Below are 22,020 nucleotides of genomic sequence, written 5' to 3'. Positions count from 1 at the left end.
TATCACATAGGTCGCATATTCCAAATGTCATCGGGAAACTGCATTGACATTTGGATGCGACCGTAAAGCGTTGCGTTCGCGTCCAAACAGCGCTACAAGTATTCCAAAAGCTGTTTGGTATACGCGAGCCATGTGATAGCTGCCCAGGAATTGAGCCTGAAAGGCGAAAATGACTGGCTAGCAGCGAACCGCTCAGGAAGTGTCGCCGTGAGGCGACGATAGAAGTTTATCCGATTATTCGCGGCCTCCCGGCCGCCTGCCTTCCACTTACCTGTTCGCTATGCGAACAGGAGAAGAGGAAGGTGCCGGTGGAATCACCGGCGGATGGAGTTCAAAAGTAGAATGCCTGCACTATACCCCGCTGACCGCACGATCAAAAATCCGGTACAGAGTTTTCTACAGCTAAAATTTGCCTATTGGCAAATTTTCTGTAGTTGAGCTACCTAACGGTCTGAACTAGCCCCAAAAGGGGACAAACTTTCCCCTTGGGGAAATGCCGCAACGCGGCAATGGGGAAAAACTTCCTTCGTCAGCCCCCTTTCCACCACCCTACGGGCGGTTCCCCTTCCCCATAAATGTGGAAGGTAATGGCTGACACCTACCACACGCTTTGCGCTCGCATCCAAGAGTCTACAGTTTATCAAAAGACTCTTGGTTAATGCGAGCCATGTGAAAGCAGCCCAAGAAGCAAGCCCAAATTGGGCGTAGCTGATTGGCTAGCTGCGAACCACTGTGGTAGGCTTCCAAGCCGTTACTGGTCAAGTAAAATCTAAAATATGGTGCCGATATGAAGTTGAACCGTGGTGGTTACGAAAGTCTCCTTCAAGCGTTGCGTTCACATCCAAGAGCATTATAGGCTCTTGGCTAATGTGAGCCATGTGATAGCAGCCTGTGAATCGAGCTCTACGAGCGAAGATGAACAGCTAGCTGCGAACCACTAAGGAGATACCGACGTAGTCGGCAGAGGAAGTTCACCCACGATTAGCGGCCATCGGCCGCCTGCCTTCTCCGCACAACAGCAGTCCAAGCGGGGAAGGTGGGGCGCGCAGCGCCTCGGATGGGGTCAGCACTACCAAATTTCTTGCACGAGCCTATTGCAAGCAACGAACTATGGTGGTAGTAAGTGTCTTCCTCGTCGCCAGTCGAAGGCCTTTTGATTAAAAATGCCTTCGACTGTGATTGCCCCATTTTTCCAACAATCACCAACGAGGAAGTCGTCACTGTGCGTTCCTCGCAGTCTGGCGGGACCTCTACAGCCTATTGGAACGCTCGGTGGCGGAAGGTGCCTTACGCCCCACCGCCCCGGAGGGGTGCATACATACCTCCCAAACTTGAGCAACATAACTGCCACTCCGCAGTGTCCTGGAGTCTTCATCGTCGTCCTGATAGGCCCTTGCGGGTCCCGATTTTGGTAAGGTGTCGGTACTTGGGAGGCCCATGCCCAAAGTAAGGACACAATAGAGTGGCAGCGCAGACGCACTAGGGTAGCTACAACAAATTTGCCAGTACTAGCCTGATTACAGCTTGTGGTACACCGTTTCTGCGGGCTATGTTTTCAAAAACAGTCAGCGCTCCGTCGCGTTTTTGAAAATATACCCCAAAGAGAACGGAAAGGCCAACATTGCTAACACCATCCCAGTCCCCGAATGGGCCTGCACCCATTTAAGTAACGCATCACGCCCACCCAATCCAAAATGCCAGCAAAAAGGGAAAACGAACAGCAGAGTTTCAGTAGCCAAATTTGCCACAGGCAAATTCGGCCCCGTTGCTCAATACCCCTCCTCTTCCCACTCCTTCACTCTTCTCTTCACATCTTCCAAATTCAGCACCCCCAGCGCAAACCCTTTCCTGGTCAGTTCCGCCGGCACGTACTCATCATATTTGTCAAACTCCGGCACTTCATGTTCGTAGAGCAGCTCCATAGGGTCGATGTCCTCGGCAATCTTCCGATAGCAGGTCTGAAAAAACGTCTTGGCGTCCGCTTCCATGGTAAACTGCATGAAGTACGGCCGGAAGGAATCCAGATTCTTCAGCCCCACTTCCGGCCCCACCTTCAGGTTGAGGAACCGTTCCATGGCCAGGAACCCGTACGTCCCCAGCCAGGGCAGCAGGCACCACATCTTGCCCCCCAGCTGGATCAGGGGCTGCTTCACCGCCCCCGACTGGACGGCGGTGAACCGGGCCTGGGTCAGCCGGGCCACAGCGTTCTTCATGAGATACGGGTACTGCCGGTCTTCCCGCAGCACCTCCCGCATCCGTTCCAAAATCTTCGTGTGCAGGTCCCCGGGGCACTCGCCAAAGTACGCCGGCACCTTCCCCTTTACCAGTTCGCAGTAGATCACGTGCCGTTTCCGGTCCACCTCCAGCACCCGCCACACATGGCCAGCAATGGCGATCTTCTCCCCCGGCGGAGGCGGCGCCACCACGGTCCCCAGCTCCTGGGAATCGCAGCGCACGGTGTACTCCTCGTTCTCCTGGAACACCCCGTAGAACTTAAAGGAGCTGGTAATCCGCTCCCCAGTGAGCCCCACAATCAGCCCGCCCTTCTCCGTCCGCTGGAGATGGTCCGTATCCAGCAGATGGGTCAGCAGCACCTTGTAGTCCTCCTGGCTGATCCGGTGAAAATACGGCAGGGTCAGCACCTTTCCCGCCAGGCTGGCCGCAGACATTTCCCCGTTGGCCTGGAGTACGCTCATGGTCTGATGGTACAGCAGACTGTAGGGCAGCCGGTCCAGCCGGGGCGGTTCCACCCACTTTTCTTCCAAATACAACTGCACCAGCGCAATGGCCTGGAGCAGCTTCCAGGGAATGGTGGCTGGCAGCATGGCCCGGATTTCCGGCTCGTCCTCCCGGATTACAAACCACATCTCCGGCGGCAGGTCCCGCCGTCCCGTCCGGCCCATCCGCTGCAAAAACGACGACACCGTCCAGGGCGCATCAATCTGGAACGCCCGCTCCAGCCGCCCAATATCGATGCCCAGCTCCAGGGTGGAGGTGGTCACCGTAGTGAGATTCTTGTCGTCTTCCTTCATTAACATCTCCGCCGTTTCCCGGTAGGACGCCGACAAATTCCCATGGTGGATCAAAAACCGGTCCGGCTCATGGTTCAGCTCGCAGTACTGGCGCAGGGACGTGGTCACCCCTTCACATTCTTCCCGGGAATTCACAAACACCAGGCACTTCTTCCCCCGGGTGTGCTCAAAAATATACCCCAGCCCCGGGTCCGCCTGGACCGGCGCCTCGTCCGTCTTCTCCTCCAGCACCGGCAGCGCCTGAATATCCGTCTTGTCCTCCCCGGCCTGGGCGTCCTTCACGTAGAAATGCTCCATGGAAAGCCGCCACTTGCTGCCCGGCCCCTTCACCGTGGGAATCAGCGTCCGGCGCCCGGTGCCCAGCGACAGGAATTTCCCCACCATCTCCGGGTCCCCCAGAGTAGCCGACAGCCCAATCCGCCGGGGATTCACCCCCGCCAGCCGGGACAGCCGCTCAATCAGGCACAGCGTCTGCCCGCCCCGGTCTCCCCGGAGCAGGGAATGCACCTCGTCAATCACCACAAACCGCAGGTCCCCAAACAGCTTGGGAATGGCCATATGCTTGTGGAGCAGCATGGCCTCCAGGGATTCCGGGGTAATCTGCAAAATCCCCGACGGCTTTTTTAACAGCTTAGCCTTGTGGGACTGGGACACATCACCGTGCCAGTGCCACACCGGAATCCCGCCCTCCTCGCACAGAGGCTGGAGCCGCTGGAACTGGTCGTTGATGAGAGCCTTTAACGGCCCAATGTAAATACACCCTACCGACGCCGGCGGGTCCTGGGCAAACAGCGACAAAATAGGAAAAAAGGCGGCTTCCGTTTTGCCGGAAGCCGTAGACGCCGTCAGCAGCAAATTCTCGTCCGTGTTCAGGATTACATCTCCGGCCGCCACCTGAATGGGGCGCAGCTGTTCCCAGCCATGGTCGTAGATGAAATCCTGGACAAACGGTGCATAACGGTCAAATATACTCATATTCTCTCCTTACACGGTAAATTCCGCAAACTCCGCCGGAGCGTCCCCTTCCTGCACGTCGTTCTTGGCGTACTGGAATTGGTCGGACCCCAGCAGTTCCGTTACCGTCAGTTCCGGATGCTGGTACAGAATATCCAGCACCTCGATAAAGTCCCGAATCACTTCCCGGGGCGTAATATGGGAATCCGCCCCAATCCGGCCAAACTCAATCTCAATAAACTTGGCCAAATCCTTGGGCTTGATATGGGACTGGTATTCGTACAGACTGCTGTGAATCTCCGCCAGCTTTTCAATGAGGATCAGCATTTCCTCGTTGGTCAGCGGCAGCAGGGGAATCACCGGCGCCATCAGGTCCTTGTGGGTGCCCCCAAAATGGCCTTCCGCCAGCCGGGACCGCAGGGCCTCGTAGCTGTAGACCCCCCGCCGGGGATCCTCCATGCACTGGGGCGTGCCCCCCATGATGATGCCCAGATAGTGGGCCTTCCCCTGGAGCGTGTCGTTGTACATGGTCAGAATCTTTTCGTAGTTGTACTGCCGGGTAATGGCGTGAGGCACCTTGTAGATGTTCACCAGCTCGTCGATGCACACCAGCAGCCCCGCATACCCCGCCTGTTTCAAAAAGCACGCAAACAGCTTCAGGTATTCGTACCAGTCGTCATCGTTGATGATCACGTTAACGCCCATTTCCTGCTTGGCTTCCGTCTTGGTATGGTATTCGCCCCGGAACCACTTGGTGACCTTGGCCTTCTTCTCCTGATTCCCTTCCGCATAAGCCTGGTAGTACAGGGTCAAAATCTTGGCAAAGTCAAACCCGTGGACCATTTCGTCCAGCGCCCCGATAACCTGGGCAATCTTCCGTTCCATCAGCGGCCGAATCCCCGGGTCCGCAGCCGGCAGCCCACTTTCTTCCATGACCTCCGCCTGCACCCGGCTCAGCCACCGGTCCAGAATCAGGTTCAGTGCGCCCCCCTCAGGCTTCGTCTTGGTGGCCATGTTCCGCACCAGTTCCCGGTACGTAGCCAGCCCCTGGCCATTGGTGCCCTGGAGCCGCCGTTCCGGAGACAGGTCCGCATCCACCACCACAAAATTCTTTTCCATCACATAGTTCCGGATGGTCTGCATCAGGAAACTTTTGCCGCTGCCGTAACGCCCTACAATAAAGCGGAACGAAGCGCCCCCGTCCGCAATGGCGTCCACATCGTGGAGCAGGGCCTCAATTTCACTTTTCCGGCCCACCGTAATGTACGGCAGACCAATCCGGGGCACTACGCCCCCCTTGAGAGACGTAATCAGCGTCCGGGCAATGCGTTTTGGTATCTTCATTGATTAATTCCTTTCCAGGGGAGAAACTGCCGCCAGCCCTTCCCTGACTTCCTCTATATAATCTTCCAGCACTTCCGGCGGGTCCCCAGCCAGCACCGTATCCCCAAACTCCTCAAAGAGCTTGTCGTTGATGCCGTCAAAGAGCACCGAGGCCATCAGCCCCCGCTCCCGGACCCAGCCCGTAGGCTTTCCTTCTAATATATCCTGCAAATATTCCAGCTCGTCCGCCGTCAGGTTCCAGGGCGCAGCCCCAGCAGCCGCTTGCTGGGAAGTTTCCACGCCCTTTGGCGCACCTTCCACCGCCTGCCGCACGTCCGCCAGATAATCTTCCACAAGTTCCGGAGGATCCCCCTCCAGCACATTGTCTCCTAGCACGTCCAGCGCCTTGGCGTTGATGCCGTCCACCAAAAGGTCCGCCATCAGCCCCTGCTCCTGTACCCAGCCCGTGGGCTTGCCCTCCAGAATATCCTTCAGGTAATGGAGCTCAGCTTCCGTTAGGTTCCAGGGCAGCCCCTGAGCTTGCGCTGAAGCCTGGGGTTTTTGCACCAACTGCTGCGCAGCCTTAGGCGCCGGTTTAACGTCCTGCCCCGAGGCAAACAAGTCTTCGCCCGCAGCCGCACCGCCAGGCAGCGGCAGCACCGGTTCTTCCTCCGGCACCTCCGGCTCCTCTTCCCCCAGGTCGGCCTCCGTAATCAGCCGCTCCCGGGTAATGGCCGCCTCCTGCCGGATCTTGTCCAGCACCGCTGCGTCCAGATTCACCTGGGCCCGCTTCTTCCGGTCCTCCTCCGCCTGCCAGTCCTCAAACACCCCCGTGACCAGCTTGGTCAGCCACTTGTAGTGATAGGGCTGCAATAATTCCTGGTACCCCAGCAGCGTGCGAAGCTCCCCTTCAATGGTCTTTACCAGCTTTCCCAGCTTCCGGTGCTTGGCCGTTTCATACCGCAGCCGCTGCACCGTCCAGATACCTTCCTTATTGCTATAGGTACACACCGGCGTTAGCTGCACCGCATACGTCCGGGTATCCTGCCTCTTAAAGAACACCGCCGAGGAAAAAAGAGAAATCCACTCGTAGTCCTCCACCCCCAGGAACTCCTCCTGGAAGGACTTTTTCCGGTGGGACAGATAATACTCCTGAAGCTTCCGGCAGCACCCCGCCATCAGCCGCACGTACCGGTCCGTATCCTCCTTATAGAGCTTGGAACGGTCCATCCGGTAGGTAGAAAACGTGCCCAGCGCCTGGAACAACTCCTGGTCAGATGCCTGCTGCCAGTTTACCAGCGTCAGATACGCCTGGTCCATCTGCCCGCTGTGCGTGTCCGGCAGCAGCTTGGGGTCCAGCTGGTAATACAGCACATAGTCCCGGAGCCAGGTATTCATATTGGCCAAAATCCGGGAATCCAGGCTCCCGTACTCGTCCTGGAATTCCAATAGCTTCTGGAAGCCCTCCTCCGGGGACTTCACCCCAATCTGATTGATTAGCTCGTAAATATAAATATACGCATAGGTCAGCGACGTACGCTCCGCCGCATGATGCCGCAGCCGGGTCCGCCAGCCAAAATACCCCCGCAGCTCCCTGTCCCGCAGAGACTGGTACGTAGGAAAATAATGGAGCACCGGCAGATCATAAGTGTAATCGTCCTCATAGTCCTCCACCAGCTTGCCCTGCCGCACAAAAATCTCTTCCCAGGACATATACTCCTTCTGCGCATTGCAAGCCGCGCCCAAGGCCCGCAGCTTCTGCAGCTGTTCCGGCAATACCTCCGGTTCCGGCACCTTCCGGGGCTTAATCGGCTCCGACTGGTACTGCTCCTTCAGCCGCAGAAACGTCTCTTGTTTTGATTTATCCATAGGACCGGTCATGGCCGCCCCATCCTTTCTCTCCAGCACCGCAGCTTTTGGGACCCTCGCCAAACTTTCCCGAACTTCCCAAAAACCCGTTGAGAACAAACAAATTTTCGCCACTCTCTATTATAAAATAAAACCCGTAAAAAAGAAACAGCCTTAGGCCCCAAAAGAACACAAAAAAAGCCCCCGACCGGGGTGAGAGTCCGGTCAGGGACCTGCTGCCTGGCGGCCCAGGCGGGGCCCACCGCCTAAGACTTGCCTTCAGCAGCCTTCTTTTCCTGTTCCACAGCTCCAGAGACGAGTTCGTCCAGCTGCATATACAGCTGCGTCATCTCCTCCGGAGTCTTGGCACTGCGGATTTTCGCCAGCAGCGCAAATTTCTTTTCCTCGTACGATAAATCCATTCCTGTCACCTGCCCCTCATTAATGTGAAAGCATTGGAAAGGAGCTCCCAGAATGGCCAAACAAGAAACTTTATTCTTTAGGATAAATTATAGCATAGCAATTATAATATTGCAATGATTCTGATAAATATTTTCCAAGCGTAAGAGCCACTTTTGGCCCTGATTCACTTCACCAGGTTGTTCTCCGGCTTTGCAAGGCTGCTGATTCACCATTTCAAGCATATTCACAGCCCACCATCACTTCACCAGATCGTCCCCCGGCTCCACCGTCACAATATTGGCACTGCGCAGAATCCGGCGCCCCGCTTCCCATAACGTCTCCGGCACATCGATATAATACGCCTCCCGGTCAACCTTTCCATTGGGCCCAAAATCCCGGATGTCCAACTTTGCCCCACAGCCACAAATCGGCGCCTCACTGGGCATAGAACAAGCCGAAAACTCAATCCCCGCCTGCGAGAGAAGCACCTTCGCCGCCTCCCACTCAGGCCGCGTCCCAATGGAATGATACAACGTCTTTTCCCGGCAAAAGAAACCCATAATACCACACCTCACATATATAGTAGACCTACGTACCTTACAGCACGCTCCCTTGTTACCATATATTTTACACTGCATTCAAGCCAAGTACAAGATAGGATTGAAGGAAAGGTGTGGGGGTATTTTTTAATATATAGCGGCGCCAGCGCCGCAGAAGGTGGCCTTCCCCACCCCGGGCCCATGGATTCCTGGTATGGCCCGTCCCTCCCCTTCCAAATCTACATTGAGCAGCGATATTGTTCGGCTATCCCCTCATTACAGAGCGTCAGGTAAGAAACTTTCTACTGTTCAGTCGGGTAGACGTCCCACAGTTTTTGCAAACTGTGGAGGTGTTTTTTTTAATATATGGCGGCCCATGGCCGCAGAAGGTTCCTTCCCCACCCCGGCCCTTGGATTCTTGGATTGGCCGGCCCTCCCCTTCCACATAGGCGGGGAGGGCATGGGGTAGTGCTGACCACGACTATGAGCGTGTTGATAGCTGCAGTAGTGGTGACACAACAAAAGCAATAAACAATAGACCAGTGGGGGTCATGAATGGCCCATCCAAGCGTGGAGGGGCTGTCAGCCCGTAGGGATGACTGAGGAAGTTTATCCTCGCCTTTGCGGCCTCCCGGCCGCCTGCCTTCCACTTACCTGTTCGCTATGCGAACAGGTAAGTGGAAGGTGCCGGCAAACTTGCCGGCGGATGGAGTTCAAAAGTGGGATGCCTGCACTACACCCGTTGAGAACGTCGACCAAAAATCCGGCTACAGAGTTTTCTCCAGCAAAAAGTAATTACATTGGAAACTTTGACCTAGTTGAGATACCATCCTCACTGCATTAGCCCCAGCGGGGACAAGCTTTCCCTGAAGGGGAAAGTGGCGCAAAGCGCCGATAGAGGAGCACTCTCCGTCTAATAACCCTCAACATTTGGGAGTCGCATCCGGTCGTCCATACCAATGTATCAATGGAAGACCGGCTAATGCGACCTCTGTGATAGCATTCCAAGAAGCAAGCTCGAAGAGCGCAGCTGATTGGTACAATGCGAACCACTATGGGGAGGGTGTCGCACTCCGTGCGACGGGAAGGGCGAGTGCCACCTGCGCCCGAGTGGTTCGCGGCTCGCTGCGCAGCTTCACGCTGTGGGTTCGCTTTGCAGGCCGCTATCACAGGGGTCGTATATACCACCTTTCTGCGGCTAAAGCCTTGAACGGTGGATACGACTCCCATGCGTGCGAGGTCAACTTCTAGAGAGAATTCGCAATTATAATATACTTTATTCTACTTATATACCCCCACATTGTTCTCAAATAGAAGTAACTTTAGAAATGCGGTGGTGCCGTATTGATTACCTCGACCAAGTGTGGGAGAGGTGTCACCGGAAGGTGACGAAGAGAGTTTTAGCATAGATAGATATCAATAAAATTATATTTTTAATATTATCTTTTCCACCTAGGTATTGCGGCCTTCTGGCCGCCCGCCTTCCCGCAGCAACAACAGTCCAACTGCGGGAAGGTGCCTGACGCCAGGAAGGCGAATGGGCCCACCAAGTGGTCCGGAGGACAATTGAACTTTCAAAATTACCACACTACCCCCTGCAAGCACACGGCCAGTTGTGGCCAAAGAACGCTTCCTTTAAGCGTGAAGGAAGTGTCACCGCAAGGTGACGATAGAAGTTTATATTTTCTCTGCACTAACCCCAGCCAGCAACGCTATGCCTTTTCCGGGACCTAGCCGGCCTGCCTCGTTGCTGGTTTCACCCATTTTCATGGATGAAACCCCGTGATGAGCGCAGCGAATCACCAACGAGGAAGACGTCACCCCGCTTTCCTCGCAAGTTCAACGGGACCTCTACAACCCATTGGAAAGCGGGGTGGCGGAAGGTGCCTTACGCCCCACCGCCCCGGAGGGGTGCATACATACCTCCCAAACTTGAGCAACGTAACTGCCACTCCGCAGTGTCCTGGAGTCTTCATCGTCGTCCTGATAGGCCCTTGCGGGTCCCGCTTTTTGTAAGGTTTCTGCACTTCAGAGGCCCATGCCCAAAGTAAGGACACGATAGAGGGGCAGCGCAAACGCACCCAAAGTACCTCCAGCCAAGCTTGACCCACGGGGCTGATTACAGCTTGTGGTACACCGTTTCTGCGGGGGATGTTTTCAAAAACAGTCAGCGCTCCGTCGCGTTTTTGAAAATATACCCCAAAGAGAACGGAAAGGCAAACATCGCGAACAAATACCCACCTGCACCCATTTTACTCCCGCACCACACCCCAAAAAAAGGCATCCTGCCCAAATTTTTTAAGCAGGATGCCCTTCTTTTCTATATTCGAACTATATCTGAAACTACCTTACGGACCAATACGGACCCCGGAAGGCACAGCAAACGTATATCAAAAAGCACCGGCGTCTTCCGCCAATTTCTTCAACACCTTCGCCGGCACACCCCCTACCAGCGTGTTATCCGCCACATCATGGGTCACCACTGCACCAGCAGCCACCACGTTATTGCCGATATGCACGCCCGGCAGAATGGTCACGCTGCCGCCGATCCACACATCATTGCCGATGACCACCGGCTTGGCGATGCCCAGATGCTTCCGCCGTCCGGCCGCATCCAGGGGGTGGTTCACCGTGGTAATCAGGGTGTTGGGCCCAATCCACACGTCATTGCCCATGGTCACCGGCGCCACGTCCAGAATCACCACGTTGTAGTTGGCCAAAAACTCGTCCCCCACGTGGATGTTCTGCCCGTTGTCGCATTTGAACCCAGGGAGTATATTGGGGTTATTCCCTACGCTCCCCAGCAGCTCCCGGATGGCCTTGTCCTTCCCGGCCAAATCCTGGACGTCAACCGCTTCCAGCTTGGCACAGCCCCGGGCAGCATCCAGCTTATGCTGGTTCACTTCCGGATCATTCACATTGTAGGGCAGCCCTGCCTGGAGCTTTTCGTATTCCGTCATCGAGCGTTCCATAGCAGCGCCTCAGCGGTAGGATTCTTCGAAAATCGCCAGGTAATCTGCATCGCTAAGAGGCAGCGGATCTGCACAGATATCCCCGCCAATGACCTCATGGACCTTTTGCGGATAATTCTTCAGTTCTTCCTTGGTAATGCCCGCATCGCTCATGCGCAGGTCCGCACAGCCCACGCTGGCAATCAGCTTGTCCAAAGCGTCGATAAAGTCCTTGCCAGAAGTGGGATTCTCCACCCCCATAGCCTTAGCCATCTTCATCATGGGTTCCTCGCAGGCCTTCCGGCTGGCAAAGAAATCATAGTACGCATGAGACAGCATAATCAGGCCGGCCCCATGGACCAAATTGTCGTGGAAGCTCCCCATCACGTGTTCCATAGTATGTTCAGAGGTGCACAGCATGTAGTACCCAGCCAGCGTATTGGCCAGAGCCACATAGGCCCGGGCTTCCTGGTTGCTGCCGTCCTTGTAGGCCACCGGCAGATACTTGGCCACCAGTTCAATGGCCTTCAGGGCAAACATTTCGCCCATGGGATGCTCGTTCTTGTTGATGACACTTTCTGCCGCATGGAAGAACGCATCCATGCCCTGGTAAGCCGTGAATTTAGGCGGTACGCTGAGCATCAGGTTGGCATCCACCACGGACAGGGTCGGGAACATGGATTGGAAGAAAATCCCTGTCTTTTCCTGGTACTTTTCATTGGTGATAACGGACGCCATATCCACTTCAGAACCCGTACCAGCACTGGTGGTAATGGCCACAATAGGAGCAGCCTTCTTGGCCGGCTGCTTCTTGCCGCCCTTGGCAGAAATGCTGTAGTCCCAGATGTCCCCGTCATTGGTCATCATGAGAGCAATGCACTTGGTGCAGTCCATGACAGAACCACCGCCCAACGCAATAGTAAAGTCGCAGCCGCTCTTTTTTCCCAGGGCAGCCCCGTCCATCACATTGTCACTGGTAGGATTGGGACGAATCTGGTCGAATACTTCATAAGCTACCCCAGCCTGATCCAATTCCTTTTCCAAAGCAGCCAGATAACCGTACTTTTTCACGCTGGTGCCGTTGCTGGTGCAGATTAACGCCTTTTTCCCCGGCAGCACTTCCTCATGTAAATACTGCAATTGCCCCGGTCCAAACAGAACTTTCGCCGGTATATAAAAACTAAATTGATACATGGTATCCACTCCTTTTAAGCTAATCAGTTTTGCTGTTGACTCTTGATTTCCTTTGGGTTTCCCCGTTTGCAATTCCTATTCTACCCCTATCCATTGCCAAAAACAGTCGCCCATGTTAACATTTTATATGGTAAATCTTAACATCGGAGGGTACACCATGGAACCAAAACAAAACCTTACCCAGGCCCTGGACCAATTGGCCGCCCAGTTCCCCCATCTCCATTGGAACTTTCGCCCCGACCCCAGCGGCACCCGGGTAGAATACATCTCCCAGTGGCTGGGCGAACCCGACGAAGACTGCATGGTCTGCGCCTTCAAAGGAAACCACATCCACGAACGCTTCCACCGCCAAGACTTCTTCTTCTTCAACTTTGCCTACACCGGCAGCTACATCGCCCTGTCCGCCCAGTCCCAGCACCAGGTCCTTATGGAAGAAGGCGACTGCTACCTGGGCCAGCCCTACTCCGGCTACGCCCTGCGCAAAAATAGCCCCGAAAACTGCCTCATCGTCGGCGTCCTCATCAAAACCACCGCCTTCTATCGCTACTACCTGTCCCAGCTGGCCGCCGACCCCGCCCTGTTCCACTTCTTCCTGGAACCCAAACTCAACCGCTATGCCGACGGCTGCCTTCACTTCCCCCTGCCCCCAGATTCCCCCGTCTGGCAGCTGCTGAACCTCATGATCCTGGAATACGTAAACCCCAAACCCGATACCCAGCAGATCCTCCAATCCCTGGCCCTGTCCCTGACCTTTTACATCGCCAGAGCCTACCACCAGCAGCACCAGGATACCCCCACCTCCCTTACAGACCAAATCCTCGCCTATATGGAAACCCATTGGGATACCGTCACCTTGGAAACCCTGGGCAAACAATTCGGCTTCCACCCCGCATCCATGTCCCGACTCATCAAACAAAACACCGGCCAAACCTTCTCCCAACAGCTTTTGCATATCCGCCTGACCAGAGCCAAACTCCTCCTGACCCAAACCCAGCTGCCCGTAGAAGAAATCGCCCAACTGTCAGGCTATAACGACCCCAGCAACTTTTATAGAGCGTATAAGAAAGAATATGGCGAAACACCAAGAGGAGCTTTGTGAAGAGGAGAAATTCCTACAGTTTTTGCAAAACTGTGGATGTGTTTTTTAGAATATATAGCGGCGCCAGCGCCGCAGAAGGTGGCCTTCCCCACCCCGGGCCCATGGATTCTTGGTGCGGCCCGTCCCTCCCCTTCCTGTTAGGCGGGGAGGGCATGGATAGTGCTGGCCGGTGCTGTAGGTGTTTTAACAGTTAATGTAGTGGTAATGCAATAGTAACGATTAACAATTGACAAGTAGTGATGATAGAATGCTTCCTGCAAGAGTGTAGGAAGTGTCGCCGTAAGGCGACGATAGAAGTTTAATCAAGGCATTATATTTTTATGCCCTGAATTAGCGGCCCTTGGCCGCAGAATGAGCCTTCCCCACCCTGGCCTATGGTACACTTCCAATAGCTTGAAGCCGGGGGACTTCAAGCTGTTGAGGAATCAAGATGGAATATATAGCGGCGCCAGCGCCGCAAAATGTCCCTTCCCCACCCCGGCCCTTGGATTCTTGGATTGGCCGTCCCTCCCCTTCCTGTATGGCGGGGAGGGCATGGATAGTGCTGACCAATGCTGTAGGTGTTTTTAATAGCTCATGTAGTGGTGATGCTATCGTAACGATTAACAATTGACCAGTAGTGGTTATAGAACGCTTCCTGCAAGAGTGTAGGAAGTGGCACCGGTAGGTGCCGATAGAAGTTTACCCAGGTATTATCTTTTCCACCCAAGTATTGCGGCCTCCCGGCCGCCTGCCTTCCACTTACCTGTTCGCTATGCGAACAGGAGAAGGGGAAGGTGCCGGCAAACCTGCCGGCGGATGGGGTTCAAAAGTAGGATGCCTGCATAACACCCGTTGAGAACGTCGACCAAAAATCAGGTACAGAGTTTTCTCCAGCAAAAAGTAATTACGTTGGAAACTTTGACCTCGTTGAGCTACCATCCTCGCCGCACTAGCCCCAGCGGGGACAGACTTTCCCTGAAGGGGAAATGCCGCACCGCGGCAATGGGGGAAGAACTTCCTTCGTCATTCCTACGGGCTGACACCTACCAGCAACGCTTTGCGCTCGCATCCAAGAGTCTACAGTTTATCAAAAGACTCTTGGTTAATGCGAGCCATGTGATAGCAGCCCAAGAAGCAAGCCCAAATTGGGCGTAGCTGATTGGCTAGCTGCGAACCACTGTGGTAGGCTTCCAAGCCGCCACTGGTCAAGTAAAATCTAATATATAGTGCTGATATAAAGATGACCAGTAAATTGCTATGAACACTTCCTTCAAACGTGAAGGAAGTGTCGCCGCAAGGCGACGATAGAAGTTCACCCAGGTATTTATTTTTTTCATCCAAGTTTTGCGGCAACCGGCCGCTGCCTGCCCGCAGCAACACTCGTCTTCTCCATTTCGCCGTGTAAACGGCTGAAATGGGGGAGATGCGCCTATTCCAAGGCTATTAGAGGCGCAGAGGGGGTACGGAACTGCGGGAAGGTGCTTTCTCCTTATTTAGCTTCCTCAAACGTGAGGAAGCTGTCCCGCCATACGGCGGGACGGAAAGAGTTTATAATTGAAGGCGGATGGGTCCAACCATGCTGAGCGCCTCCCCCTTCCAGGAATTCCAATGTATCCACCTTCCCAACTTTCTGTCTAATTAAATTCGCATACAGATCTGTTTTTCTAATTTCGATTTTTCAAAATGTCGCTTCTCTAGATAACTTCACCTGTGCAATTCTTTACACCCTGCATTTTGCCTACTCTTTTTGTATTATATTTTACGATATTTATATATTTCATCATTTAGCTATAATATTTTTCTATTTGTTTAGGAAATATGTAAATTTCATATTGTCCATCATTATTAAGCGTATTATAATAACAGTGATTTGTATTGCTTTTGCATATATTATGAAATCCTCTAATCGTTATGTTTTCTGTTTTTTACGGTTAGCACAGCCAAGCTAGTAGTATTCGTATCAGCATCTGCTGTATGGGGTTGTTTGGAAATACAGATTGCTAGACGCCGTATATCCAGACTGAAAGGGGTTTCATAAAGGCTAAGCAAAAAATATAGGGAAGGAGTTCTGTTATGCAAAAAAGTGGGAAAGAATTAACAAAGCGAGTATTGGCTAGCATTCTAGTAGCCGGATCCCTTGATTTTATGGGAGGTGGAATTGCCCTCGCAGCAGATTCTATTGCAATTACTGGCAAATCAATTGATACTTCTGAAACTGCCAGTGCTGGATCTGTTTATTCCGACGTATCTGGGAACAAATTATCCACTGATAGCGCTACAACACAGGGGATTCTTTATGTAGGTGTAACTGAGACAGATGCAGTTGAATTTACCAAAGCTGATGATTCGGTCAACATCAGCAATAACACTGTAGAAATCACTTCTAAAGATAACACTTCAGGCAGTGCCATGGGCGGTGCCCTTTTCGTAAATGGTGCAGGTGTCACCTTTAACGATGCCTTATTCCAAAACAACAAATTAATTAACAATAGCAAAACCGTCACAGTTGGTGGTGCCCTTGCTGTAACTTCCAATGTCGTTTTCAATGTAACGAAGGATGCAGCATATACAGGCAATACAATTCAAGCTGCAGACGGTTATTCGTCGTTCCATGATATGGGTGACTATATTACCACCTCTGGTGGCGGCTTCATGTATCTTGCTCCCTCTTCAACGGTAACCTTCAATGTGGCCAAGGATACTACCTTGACCATCGGGGAAGCCAATGCTACCGATGCGAATGCAGATACTATCATTTCAGGGATTCGCAAAGCAGCTAGTAATTTAAATCTGAATGCACCTACGATTATCAAAAATGGTACCGGCACCTTAACGATTAACAGCAGTTTGAATAACTACCATGGAGAATTTATCGTTGGCGAACCGCTCGTTTCCGGCACACAGGAAAATGGCGAAAGCGAGGATGCCGATTTTTCTGAAGGTGGTACGGTAAATCTGACAAAAGATCTCAATCTGGCTTCTTCGCTGCAAGTCAATAAGGGTACGGTAAACCTCAACAACCTCACCATAGACAATTTGGCCAATAAGCTCAAAGCCAACGGTGTAGACGAAACTACGGACAAGGGCACGGCCACCTTTGACCTGATTAAACAAGGATTTAGTGGTTCTTTATATGTAGATACGCCAAGTACCGTCAATGCCAAAAGCATTACCATGAATGGCGGCGATCTTTCCGGCCGCGGCACGGTCAATGTTTCCGGTGATCTCACTGCTTCCGGTTCTAACAATGAGTCAAACAATCGACCGTATATCGATTTGGAAGAAACAAGCAAACTTTCTGTCGGCGGCAATCTCACGCTTAATAGCGGGGCAGATTTTGGATCGACTGGCACCGTAAATGTTACAGGCGATTTTACCGCAGTAGGATTGGGCTCCCCTGATGTGCAAGAAACTACCGTTGGGCTTGACGGAGACAGTACCCTGACTGTAGGCGGCAACTTCTCTCTAAGCGCTGACGCTGATTTTTCTTCTAACAATTCCACCAAAGTATCCGGTGATTTCACAATCGAGAATGTGCTTCTGGGAGCATCTGAAACCAGCAAAGATGACAATACAGGCAAAGCAAACTTCAAGGACCTGAGCATTGGCGGCTCTGCCACAATCACCAATAGTGACGTTACCGCTTCCGGTACGGCATCCATTGACAAAGACCTGACCGTAACCGGCAGTGATGGCTACGTACGCTTTGCTGACCTGACGGTAGGCGGCAATGCGGCAATAAACTCTGCCTCTATTTTTAAAACCACAAACAGCCTGGCCATTACCGGAAATCTTTCTATCACAGGCGAAGCCAGTGAAGCGGATGACAGCACTGAGATTCCGGAAGCTCAATTGCCAGGCGTTACCGCAAAAGGCCTCACCGTAGGCGGCAATGCAGAAGTAACCAACGGCAGACTTATCACCAGCGGTACCACAAAAGTTACAGGTGACCTTTCCGTTTCCGGCAGCCGGCTGGAGGCCAACGACCTGACCTTAGGCGGGAAATTAACCGTAGACAACGAAGGGGAAGCCTATGTAGGCGGCAGCAACCTGACGCTCACCCAGGATAAGACCTCGGTTACCGGCGGCAGCTGGCTCCATTTGTCCAGCGGTACCCTTCAGGCCGATAACCTGGACAGCGTCATTACAACGGGCAGCCACTTGGATTTGCTTGACACTGCCGTCCTGGCGACAAAAGCCGATCAGATTTTCACCAATGCGGATACCAACGCTTCGGAAATCACCACGGATAACAGTCTAAAGGATACGATATATGCAGATAACCACATTCTCTTGGAAGCAGGCACCCTGTCCCTAAGTGATAATTACAGCTATGCCTATCTGACCAATATCCAAGACGCCTTGAGCAAGGCCACCTATAATGCAGATACCGACAACAGCTTCACTTCACAGACCCAGCTGCTCATGACCGGTGATTTGGTGGACACCACCGGTGTTCCTAATAATACCCTGGATACCAACCAAATTAGCAAAGTCAGCGCCACGTCCGTCCTGGATGCCATTACCTTAGACGCTGGTGACAAAAATGTCCTTGTTGGCGCAGACACCACCACGGAACAAGATACCACTCCCCTTGCCCACGGCTTCAATGTAGCTACCCTTGCATTGGGCAATGCAGAAAAGCTTACGGTAACCAACGGCCAAAGCGTTACGCTGGGTGGCAGCAAAGCAGACGAAGCCATTACGACCAATGCTGATGCAGCAAATGTCACGGTTGAAGGTGGCAGCAGCCTCACCATTGGTACCGCAGCCGTAACCGCAGACCACGCCTTAAACGTGAAGGCCGCCGTAACTGCCGAGGATAGTACGGTAACCACCAACGGCAAGACCACCATCGCCGGCAAAGTTGCTTTAGCCAATGCTGCCCTCAACGCCAATACCGGCACGGCAACCCTGGCTAGCGACCTGGCCGCCAGCGGTACTTCTTCCCTGTCCGGCAACGTTACGGTAGACGGCGCAGTTACAACAGAAAAAGCTACGCAGCTGACCACAGCTGGTACCACTGCCTTCAAAGACAGCGTTAACCTGACCAGCGCTTCCCTGACTGCCCAGTCCGGCACCGTTTCCATTGCCAAAGACCTGGCTGCTTCCGGCACTTCTTCCCTTACCGGTACGGTTACCGTAGGCGGCGATGTAACGACTGCGGAAGGCACAGCCTTAACCACTGATGGCGCAATGGCCCTGAACGGCAATGTAGCTCTGACGGGCTCTTCCATCCAAGCCAAAACCGGCACGGTAGCTATTGCCAAAGACCTGAACATCTCCGGCACTTCCACCATTACTGGTGATGTGACAGTTGCCGGCACGATTACCGGTGCTGATGCTAAGGCCCTTTTGAATGTTGGTACGGATGATAAGGCAGCCACCCTGACAGCAGGCAAGATCAATCTGAACGGTGGTTCCCTGTACCTGGATCCCGTGTGGAATGGCGGCACCCAAAACGATGGTACCGAAGTGTCCATCGAAAGCCTTGCAGACACCAACGTGACTGTAGGCCAGAATTCCACCCTGACTCTTGGCTCTCAGGATACTGCTGCAGCAGAAGCTTTGTTTAGCGAATCCGGCCTGACCTGGGGTTCTGACGGCATCCTGTCCGCCCTGTATGTAACTTCCAGCCAGGATCTTACCGGCAGCAGCATTACCGTAGACAGTAAAGCTACCGGCGCCGCTGCAGCTGATACCGGCAGCTTTACCATGGGAGCTGGTTCCCTCCTGCTTGTAAAAGGCAGCACCGTATCCGGCAGCCAGGCAGCAGCCTTAACCAATGTATCTTCTACGAACATTTCTGACTCGGCCAAATTGTACATTTCCGGAGCTTCCAAAGATACTACGTATAACATCCTGTCCGGTACCAACGTCAAAGAGAACAACTCCTGGTACGCTGACGCCAAAGCAGATACCACACAAAATGTCTTTACCAATAACAAACTTCTGAAATTTGTTGGGGCTGATGGCAACAGCGAAAGCAAATTCTCCGTCACCACCGTATCCCAGGATGCCCATGATGTTTATGGCGACAGCCTGGTAGCTCCGGATGTGGTAAACGCGGCCCTCCTGGGCACTGGCGCTGCAACCGACTTTGTCAATAATGCTGCCAATGAAGACGTCAACTCCTCCCTGGCCAAACAAGCCAATGCCCTGAACAGTGCAAATTCCCTCAGTGAATTAGGCGGAGTACAGCATAGCCTCTATGCGGCTAACAATCTGTTCGATAATGCTGTGGCTAACCACCTGGCTGACGTGAAGGACACCACTTTGGATAAGGATGTATGGGCTCATTACATTCACACCAAAGAAGACGTAGACGGTTTGGACCTTGATGGACTCACCGGAGCAAACTACGATGCCCAATATAATGGCGTAGTGGCCGGGGCCGACCTGTATCATAACGATAATACCGTTGCTGGGCTGGCCCTCACCTACATGGACGGCTCCATCTCCGGCAATACCGATACCGCCAGCACCAAGAACAATGCTGATTACTACGGCCTGAGCCTGTACGGCAGAATCCGTCAAGGTGAAACCAGCTATCTGGGCGACATCTCCTGGCTGCATGGCAAGAACGACCTGAGCCAGTACAACAGCGGCAAAGAAATCACCGGCAGCGTTTCCTCCAATGCCTACAGCGCTGGTGTTCGTGCCGAACACGACTTCAATGCTGGAGCCGGTACCCTCACCCCGTATGTGGGCATCCGGTATGCACACCTGGATTATGGCAATTACACCGACAGCCTGGGCATCCATCACGACAGTGATAATGCCAACCTGTGGATGGTTCCCTTGGGCCTGCGCTACAGCCAGACCATGAAGAGCGGCAGTTGGTCCATTAAACCCCTGGCAGAAGCCGGCTACCTGTGGACCTTCGGTGACCGGGATGGCAACGATCGCGTCAGCCTGAACGGAGCCGCCAATACCTTCGGTTACGATGTATCCGATGGCGGCAGTTTCTATGGCCGCCTGGGTGTGGAGGCCGAACATGGTTCCATGACCTACGGCATAGGCTATCAATACCAGAAAGGCAGCGATGTCCGCAGCAATCTGTGGAGCGTAGCCCTGCGGTACAAGTTTTAAGTAAAACGGAGCCAGTTCATTTAAGCACAAGATTCATTAAGGAAAATAGTTGAACGTAAGAAGGCCAGCGTGTTACCGGAGTATCGATAACACGCTGGCTTTGTTTTTTAAGCAAACAGAAATTTCAGCTTGGTCAAAGGTTTGCTGAAGCCCCCTACTTTAATATTGTTTTTTCCCCTCAATCCCCTTATACTCCTCAAACAACTTCCTGCACGCCTCCGCATCCAGCTCCGCCATGAGCTTCTCCTTCTTCTCCGACCCCATCTCGTAAAACACCTTATCCCGGAACCCGATAGCCTCGGCATCGGCAATATTGCAGCCGTAGTAGACTTTGTCCACATTGGCCCAGAGGATGGCGCCCAGGCACATGGGGCAGGGCTCGCCGGTGGTATACAGCTCACACCCGGACAGGTCAAAGGTCCCCAGCTCCTTGCAGGCGGCATGGATGGCCATCATTTCTCCGTGGCAGGTAGGATCCTGCTGCTTAATCACCTCATTATGCCCCCGGCCTACAATCTTTCCGGCTTTCACAATCACGCAGCCAAAAGGGCCCCCGTGACCGTTCCGAATCCCCTGCTGAGCTTCTTTGATTGCTTCTTCCATAAATTGATTCATACCCTTAGCCTCCTTACTATTTTTCGTGGGGAATGACCATCTTTTCCACACGGTATGCTTTCCCATCGATGGTCAGCATGGCAAACGTAATCTCCTGGTCAAACCGCCGCTTCCCGCAGCTGCCAGGATTCAGCCACAGCCGCCCATCGATCACTTCCTGAAAATACTTGTGAGAATGCCCGAAGATTACCACATCAATCCCCGTCAAATCCTTGGGCACAAACTTCTTGTTGTGGACCATAAAGAACTGGAGACCTTCCAGCTGAAACCGCAGGGTTTCCGGCAGCCCTTCCGCCCACTCCTTGTCATTGTTCCCCCGGACCACATACAGCGGCGCGATTTTCCGGAGCGTGTCCAGAATCTCCGGCTTGTTGATGTCGCCCCCGTGAATAATCCCATCACACCCAGCAATCCGAGAAAGCACCTCCGGCCGCAATAGGCCATGGGTATCCGAAAGAACAGCTATTGATTGCGTCATAAAATCACCTCGCTCCTCCTAAAGCCTGTGGTTGTCGCCCCAGTCGCACATGGCATCCAAAATGGGAATCAAAGATTTCCCCCGCTCCGTCAAACTATACTCCACCTTGGGTGGAATCTGCGGATACTCCTCCCGGTGCACCAGCGCATCGGCCTCCAGTTCCTTTAAGGTAGCGCTCAGAGTTTTATAGGAAATGCCCGCAATGTACTTTTTCATCTCATTGAACCGCACCACCCCAAACTCCATCAGAGTATACAGAATGGTCATCTTATATTTCCCGTTGATCAGCGACAAAGTATAACTAAAGCCCGTGGAAGCAATATTCTCGTCGGAAATACACCGTTGGCCCATTTTACACTCTCCTTTAGGTAAGTATACTACCTGAATGTACGTACTTGAATTTATTCTCATTCTAGCTAGAATTATATTATAGAACTATAGGTTAGTCAATTTCACAATTTAGCATTCTGGTAATATGTCAAGCATATTTTTTTTAAGATATTCTATGTAT

At 53.1% G+C, this 22,020-nt stretch carries 13 protein-coding genes; 2 read left to right on the top strand and 11 right to left on the bottom strand.

Features of this window, described 5'->3' with window-relative positions; translation table 11 throughout:
• Positions 1–1,565: 1,565 nt before the first annotated feature.
• The 8 genes from DW089_RS11660 to DW089_RS09225 all read right to left on the bottom strand — a co-directional run bounded on the left by DW089_RS11660 (position 1,566) and on the right by DW089_RS09225 (position 12,243).
• Positions 1,566–1,748 carry a hypothetical protein gene (locus DW089_RS11660; RefSeq protein ID WP_118287162.1) on the bottom strand — a complete coding sequence of 61 codons (183 nt, stop codon included), beginning with the start codon at positions 1,746–1,748 and terminating at the stop codon, positions 1,566–1,568.
• Between the two features lie 21 nt (positions 1,749–1,769).
• Positions 1,770–4,007 (bottom strand): DEAD/DEAH box helicase, encoded by a 2,238-nt coding sequence (locus DW089_RS09250; protein WP_118287161.1) that lies wholly within the window; start codon positions 4,005–4,007, stop codon positions 1,770–1,772.
• A gap of 9 nt (positions 4,008–4,016) precedes the next feature.
• On the bottom strand, positions 4,017–5,330 hold the full coding sequence (locus DW089_RS09245) for an ATP-binding protein (RefSeq protein ID WP_118287160.1): 1,314 nt from the start codon (positions 5,328–5,330) through the stop codon (positions 4,017–4,019).
• Between the two features lie 3 nt (positions 5,331–5,333).
• Positions 5,334–7,178 (bottom strand): TerB N-terminal domain-containing protein, encoded by a 1,845-nt coding sequence (locus DW089_RS09240; RefSeq protein ID WP_158572359.1) that lies wholly within the window; start codon positions 7,176–7,178, stop codon positions 5,334–5,336.
• Between the two features lie 245 nt (positions 7,179–7,423).
• Positions 7,424–7,579 (bottom strand): hypothetical protein, encoded by a 156-nt coding sequence (locus DW089_RS11370; RefSeq protein WP_158572358.1) that lies wholly within the window; start codon positions 7,577–7,579, stop codon positions 7,424–7,426.
• A gap of 237 nt (positions 7,580–7,816) precedes the next feature.
• Positions 7,817–8,047 (bottom strand): hypothetical protein, encoded by a 231-nt coding sequence (locus tag DW089_RS09235; RefSeq protein ID WP_233547585.1) that lies wholly within the window; start codon positions 8,045–8,047, stop codon positions 7,817–7,819.
• 2,441 nt (positions 8,048–10,488) lie between these two features.
• Positions 10,489–11,058 carry a sugar O-acetyltransferase gene (locus tag DW089_RS09230; protein WP_118287157.1) on the bottom strand — a complete coding sequence of 190 codons (570 nt, stop codon included), beginning with the start codon at positions 11,056–11,058 and terminating at the stop codon, positions 10,489–10,491.
• A 21-nt stretch (positions 11,059–11,079) separates the two neighbouring features.
• Entirely contained in the window at positions 11,080–12,243 is a 1,164-nt protein-coding gene (locus DW089_RS09225; protein ID WP_118287156.1) for an iron-containing alcohol dehydrogenase, read from the bottom strand.
• Positions 12,244–12,400: 157 nt separating this feature from the next.
• Between DW089_RS09225 and DW089_RS09220 the strand changes: the two genes are divergently transcribed.
• Both DW089_RS09220 and DW089_RS09215 read left to right on the top strand, forming a co-directional pair.
• Positions 12,401–13,342 carry an AraC family transcriptional regulator gene (locus DW089_RS09220; protein WP_118287155.1) on the top strand — a complete coding sequence of 314 codons (942 nt, stop codon included), beginning with the start codon at positions 12,401–12,403 and terminating at the stop codon, positions 13,340–13,342.
• A 2,598-nt stretch (positions 13,343–15,940) separates the two neighbouring features.
• Positions 15,941–20,416, top strand: coding sequence for an autotransporter outer membrane beta-barrel domain-containing protein (locus tag DW089_RS09215; RefSeq protein ID WP_158572356.1), 4,476 nt, complete (start codon positions 15,941–15,943; stop codon positions 20,414–20,416).
• 159 nt (positions 20,417–20,575) lie between these two features.
• On the opposite strand, the gene DW089_RS09210 is transcribed toward DW089_RS09215, so the two are convergent.
• Genes DW089_RS09210 through DW089_RS09200 form a run of 3 tightly spaced genes read right to left on the bottom strand, consistent with a single transcriptional unit; the run spans position 20,576 to position 21,860 of the window.
• Positions 20,576–21,031, bottom strand: a complete 456-nt coding sequence (locus DW089_RS09210) for a nucleoside deaminase (RefSeq protein WP_118287153.1) — start codon at positions 21,029–21,031, stop codon at positions 20,576–20,578.
• Between the two features lie 16 nt (positions 21,032–21,047).
• Positions 21,048–21,509 (bottom strand): metallophosphoesterase, encoded by a 462-nt coding sequence (locus DW089_RS09205; RefSeq protein WP_118287152.1) that lies wholly within the window; start codon positions 21,507–21,509, stop codon positions 21,048–21,050.
• A gap of 18 nt (positions 21,510–21,527) precedes the next feature.
• A complete protein-coding gene (locus tag DW089_RS09200) occupies positions 21,528–21,860 on the bottom strand; it encodes a helix-turn-helix domain-containing protein (protein WP_118287151.1) in 333 nt (110 codons plus the stop codon).
• Positions 21,861–22,020: the final 160 nt, after the last annotated feature.

The sequence above is a fragment of the Acidaminococcus sp. AM05-11 genome (assembly GCF_003472805.1).
In the GTDB taxonomy this organism is placed as follows: Bacteria; Bacillota; Negativicutes; order Acidaminococcales; family Acidaminococcaceae; genus Acidaminococcus; species Acidaminococcus hominis.
The sequence above is the reverse complement of the archived record's forward strand: the minus strand, read 5'-3'. Positions and strand labels throughout refer to the sequence as shown.

Bases quoted from the DNA above. Each gene is read 5' to 3' on its own strand.
- DW089_RS09205 (WP_118287152.1), bottom strand. From the start codon at position 21,509: ATGACGCAATCAATAGCTGTTCTTTCGGATACCCATGGCCTATTGCGG.
- DW089_RS09220 (WP_118287155.1), top strand. From the start codon at position 12,401: ATGGAACCAAAACAAAACCTTACCCAGGCCCTGGACCAATTGGCCGCC.
- DW089_RS09230 (WP_118287157.1), bottom strand. From the start codon at position 11,058: ATGACGGAATACGAAAAGCTCCAGGCAGGGCTGCCCTACAATGTGAAT.
- DW089_RS09250 (WP_118287161.1), bottom strand. From the start codon at position 4,007: ATGAGTATATTTGACCGTTATGCACCGTTTGTCCAGGATTTCATCTAC.
- DW089_RS09240 (WP_158572359.1), bottom strand. From the start codon at position 7,178: ATGGATAAATCAAAACAAGAGACGTTTCTGCGGCTGAAGGAGCAGTAC.
- DW089_RS09245 (WP_118287160.1), bottom strand. From the start codon at position 5,330: ATGAAGATACCAAAACGCATTGCCCGGACGCTGATTACGTCTCTCAAG.
- DW089_RS09215 (WP_158572356.1), top strand. From the start codon at position 15,941: ATGGGTGACTATATTACCACCTCTGGTGGCGGCTTCATGTATCTTGCT.
- DW089_RS09210 (WP_118287153.1), bottom strand. From the start codon at position 21,031: ATGAATCAATTTATGGAAGAAGCAATCAAAGAAGCTCAGCAGGGGATT.
- DW089_RS11370 (WP_158572358.1), bottom strand. From the start codon at position 7,579: ATGGATTTATCGTACGAGGAAAAGAAATTTGCGCTGCTGGCGAAAATC.
- DW089_RS09225 (WP_118287156.1), bottom strand. From the start codon at position 12,243: ATGTATCAATTTAGTTTTTATATACCGGCGAAAGTTCTGTTTGGACCG.
- DW089_RS09200 (WP_118287151.1), bottom strand. From the start codon at position 21,860: ATGGGCCAACGGTGTATTTCCGACGAGAATATTGCTTCCACGGGCTTT.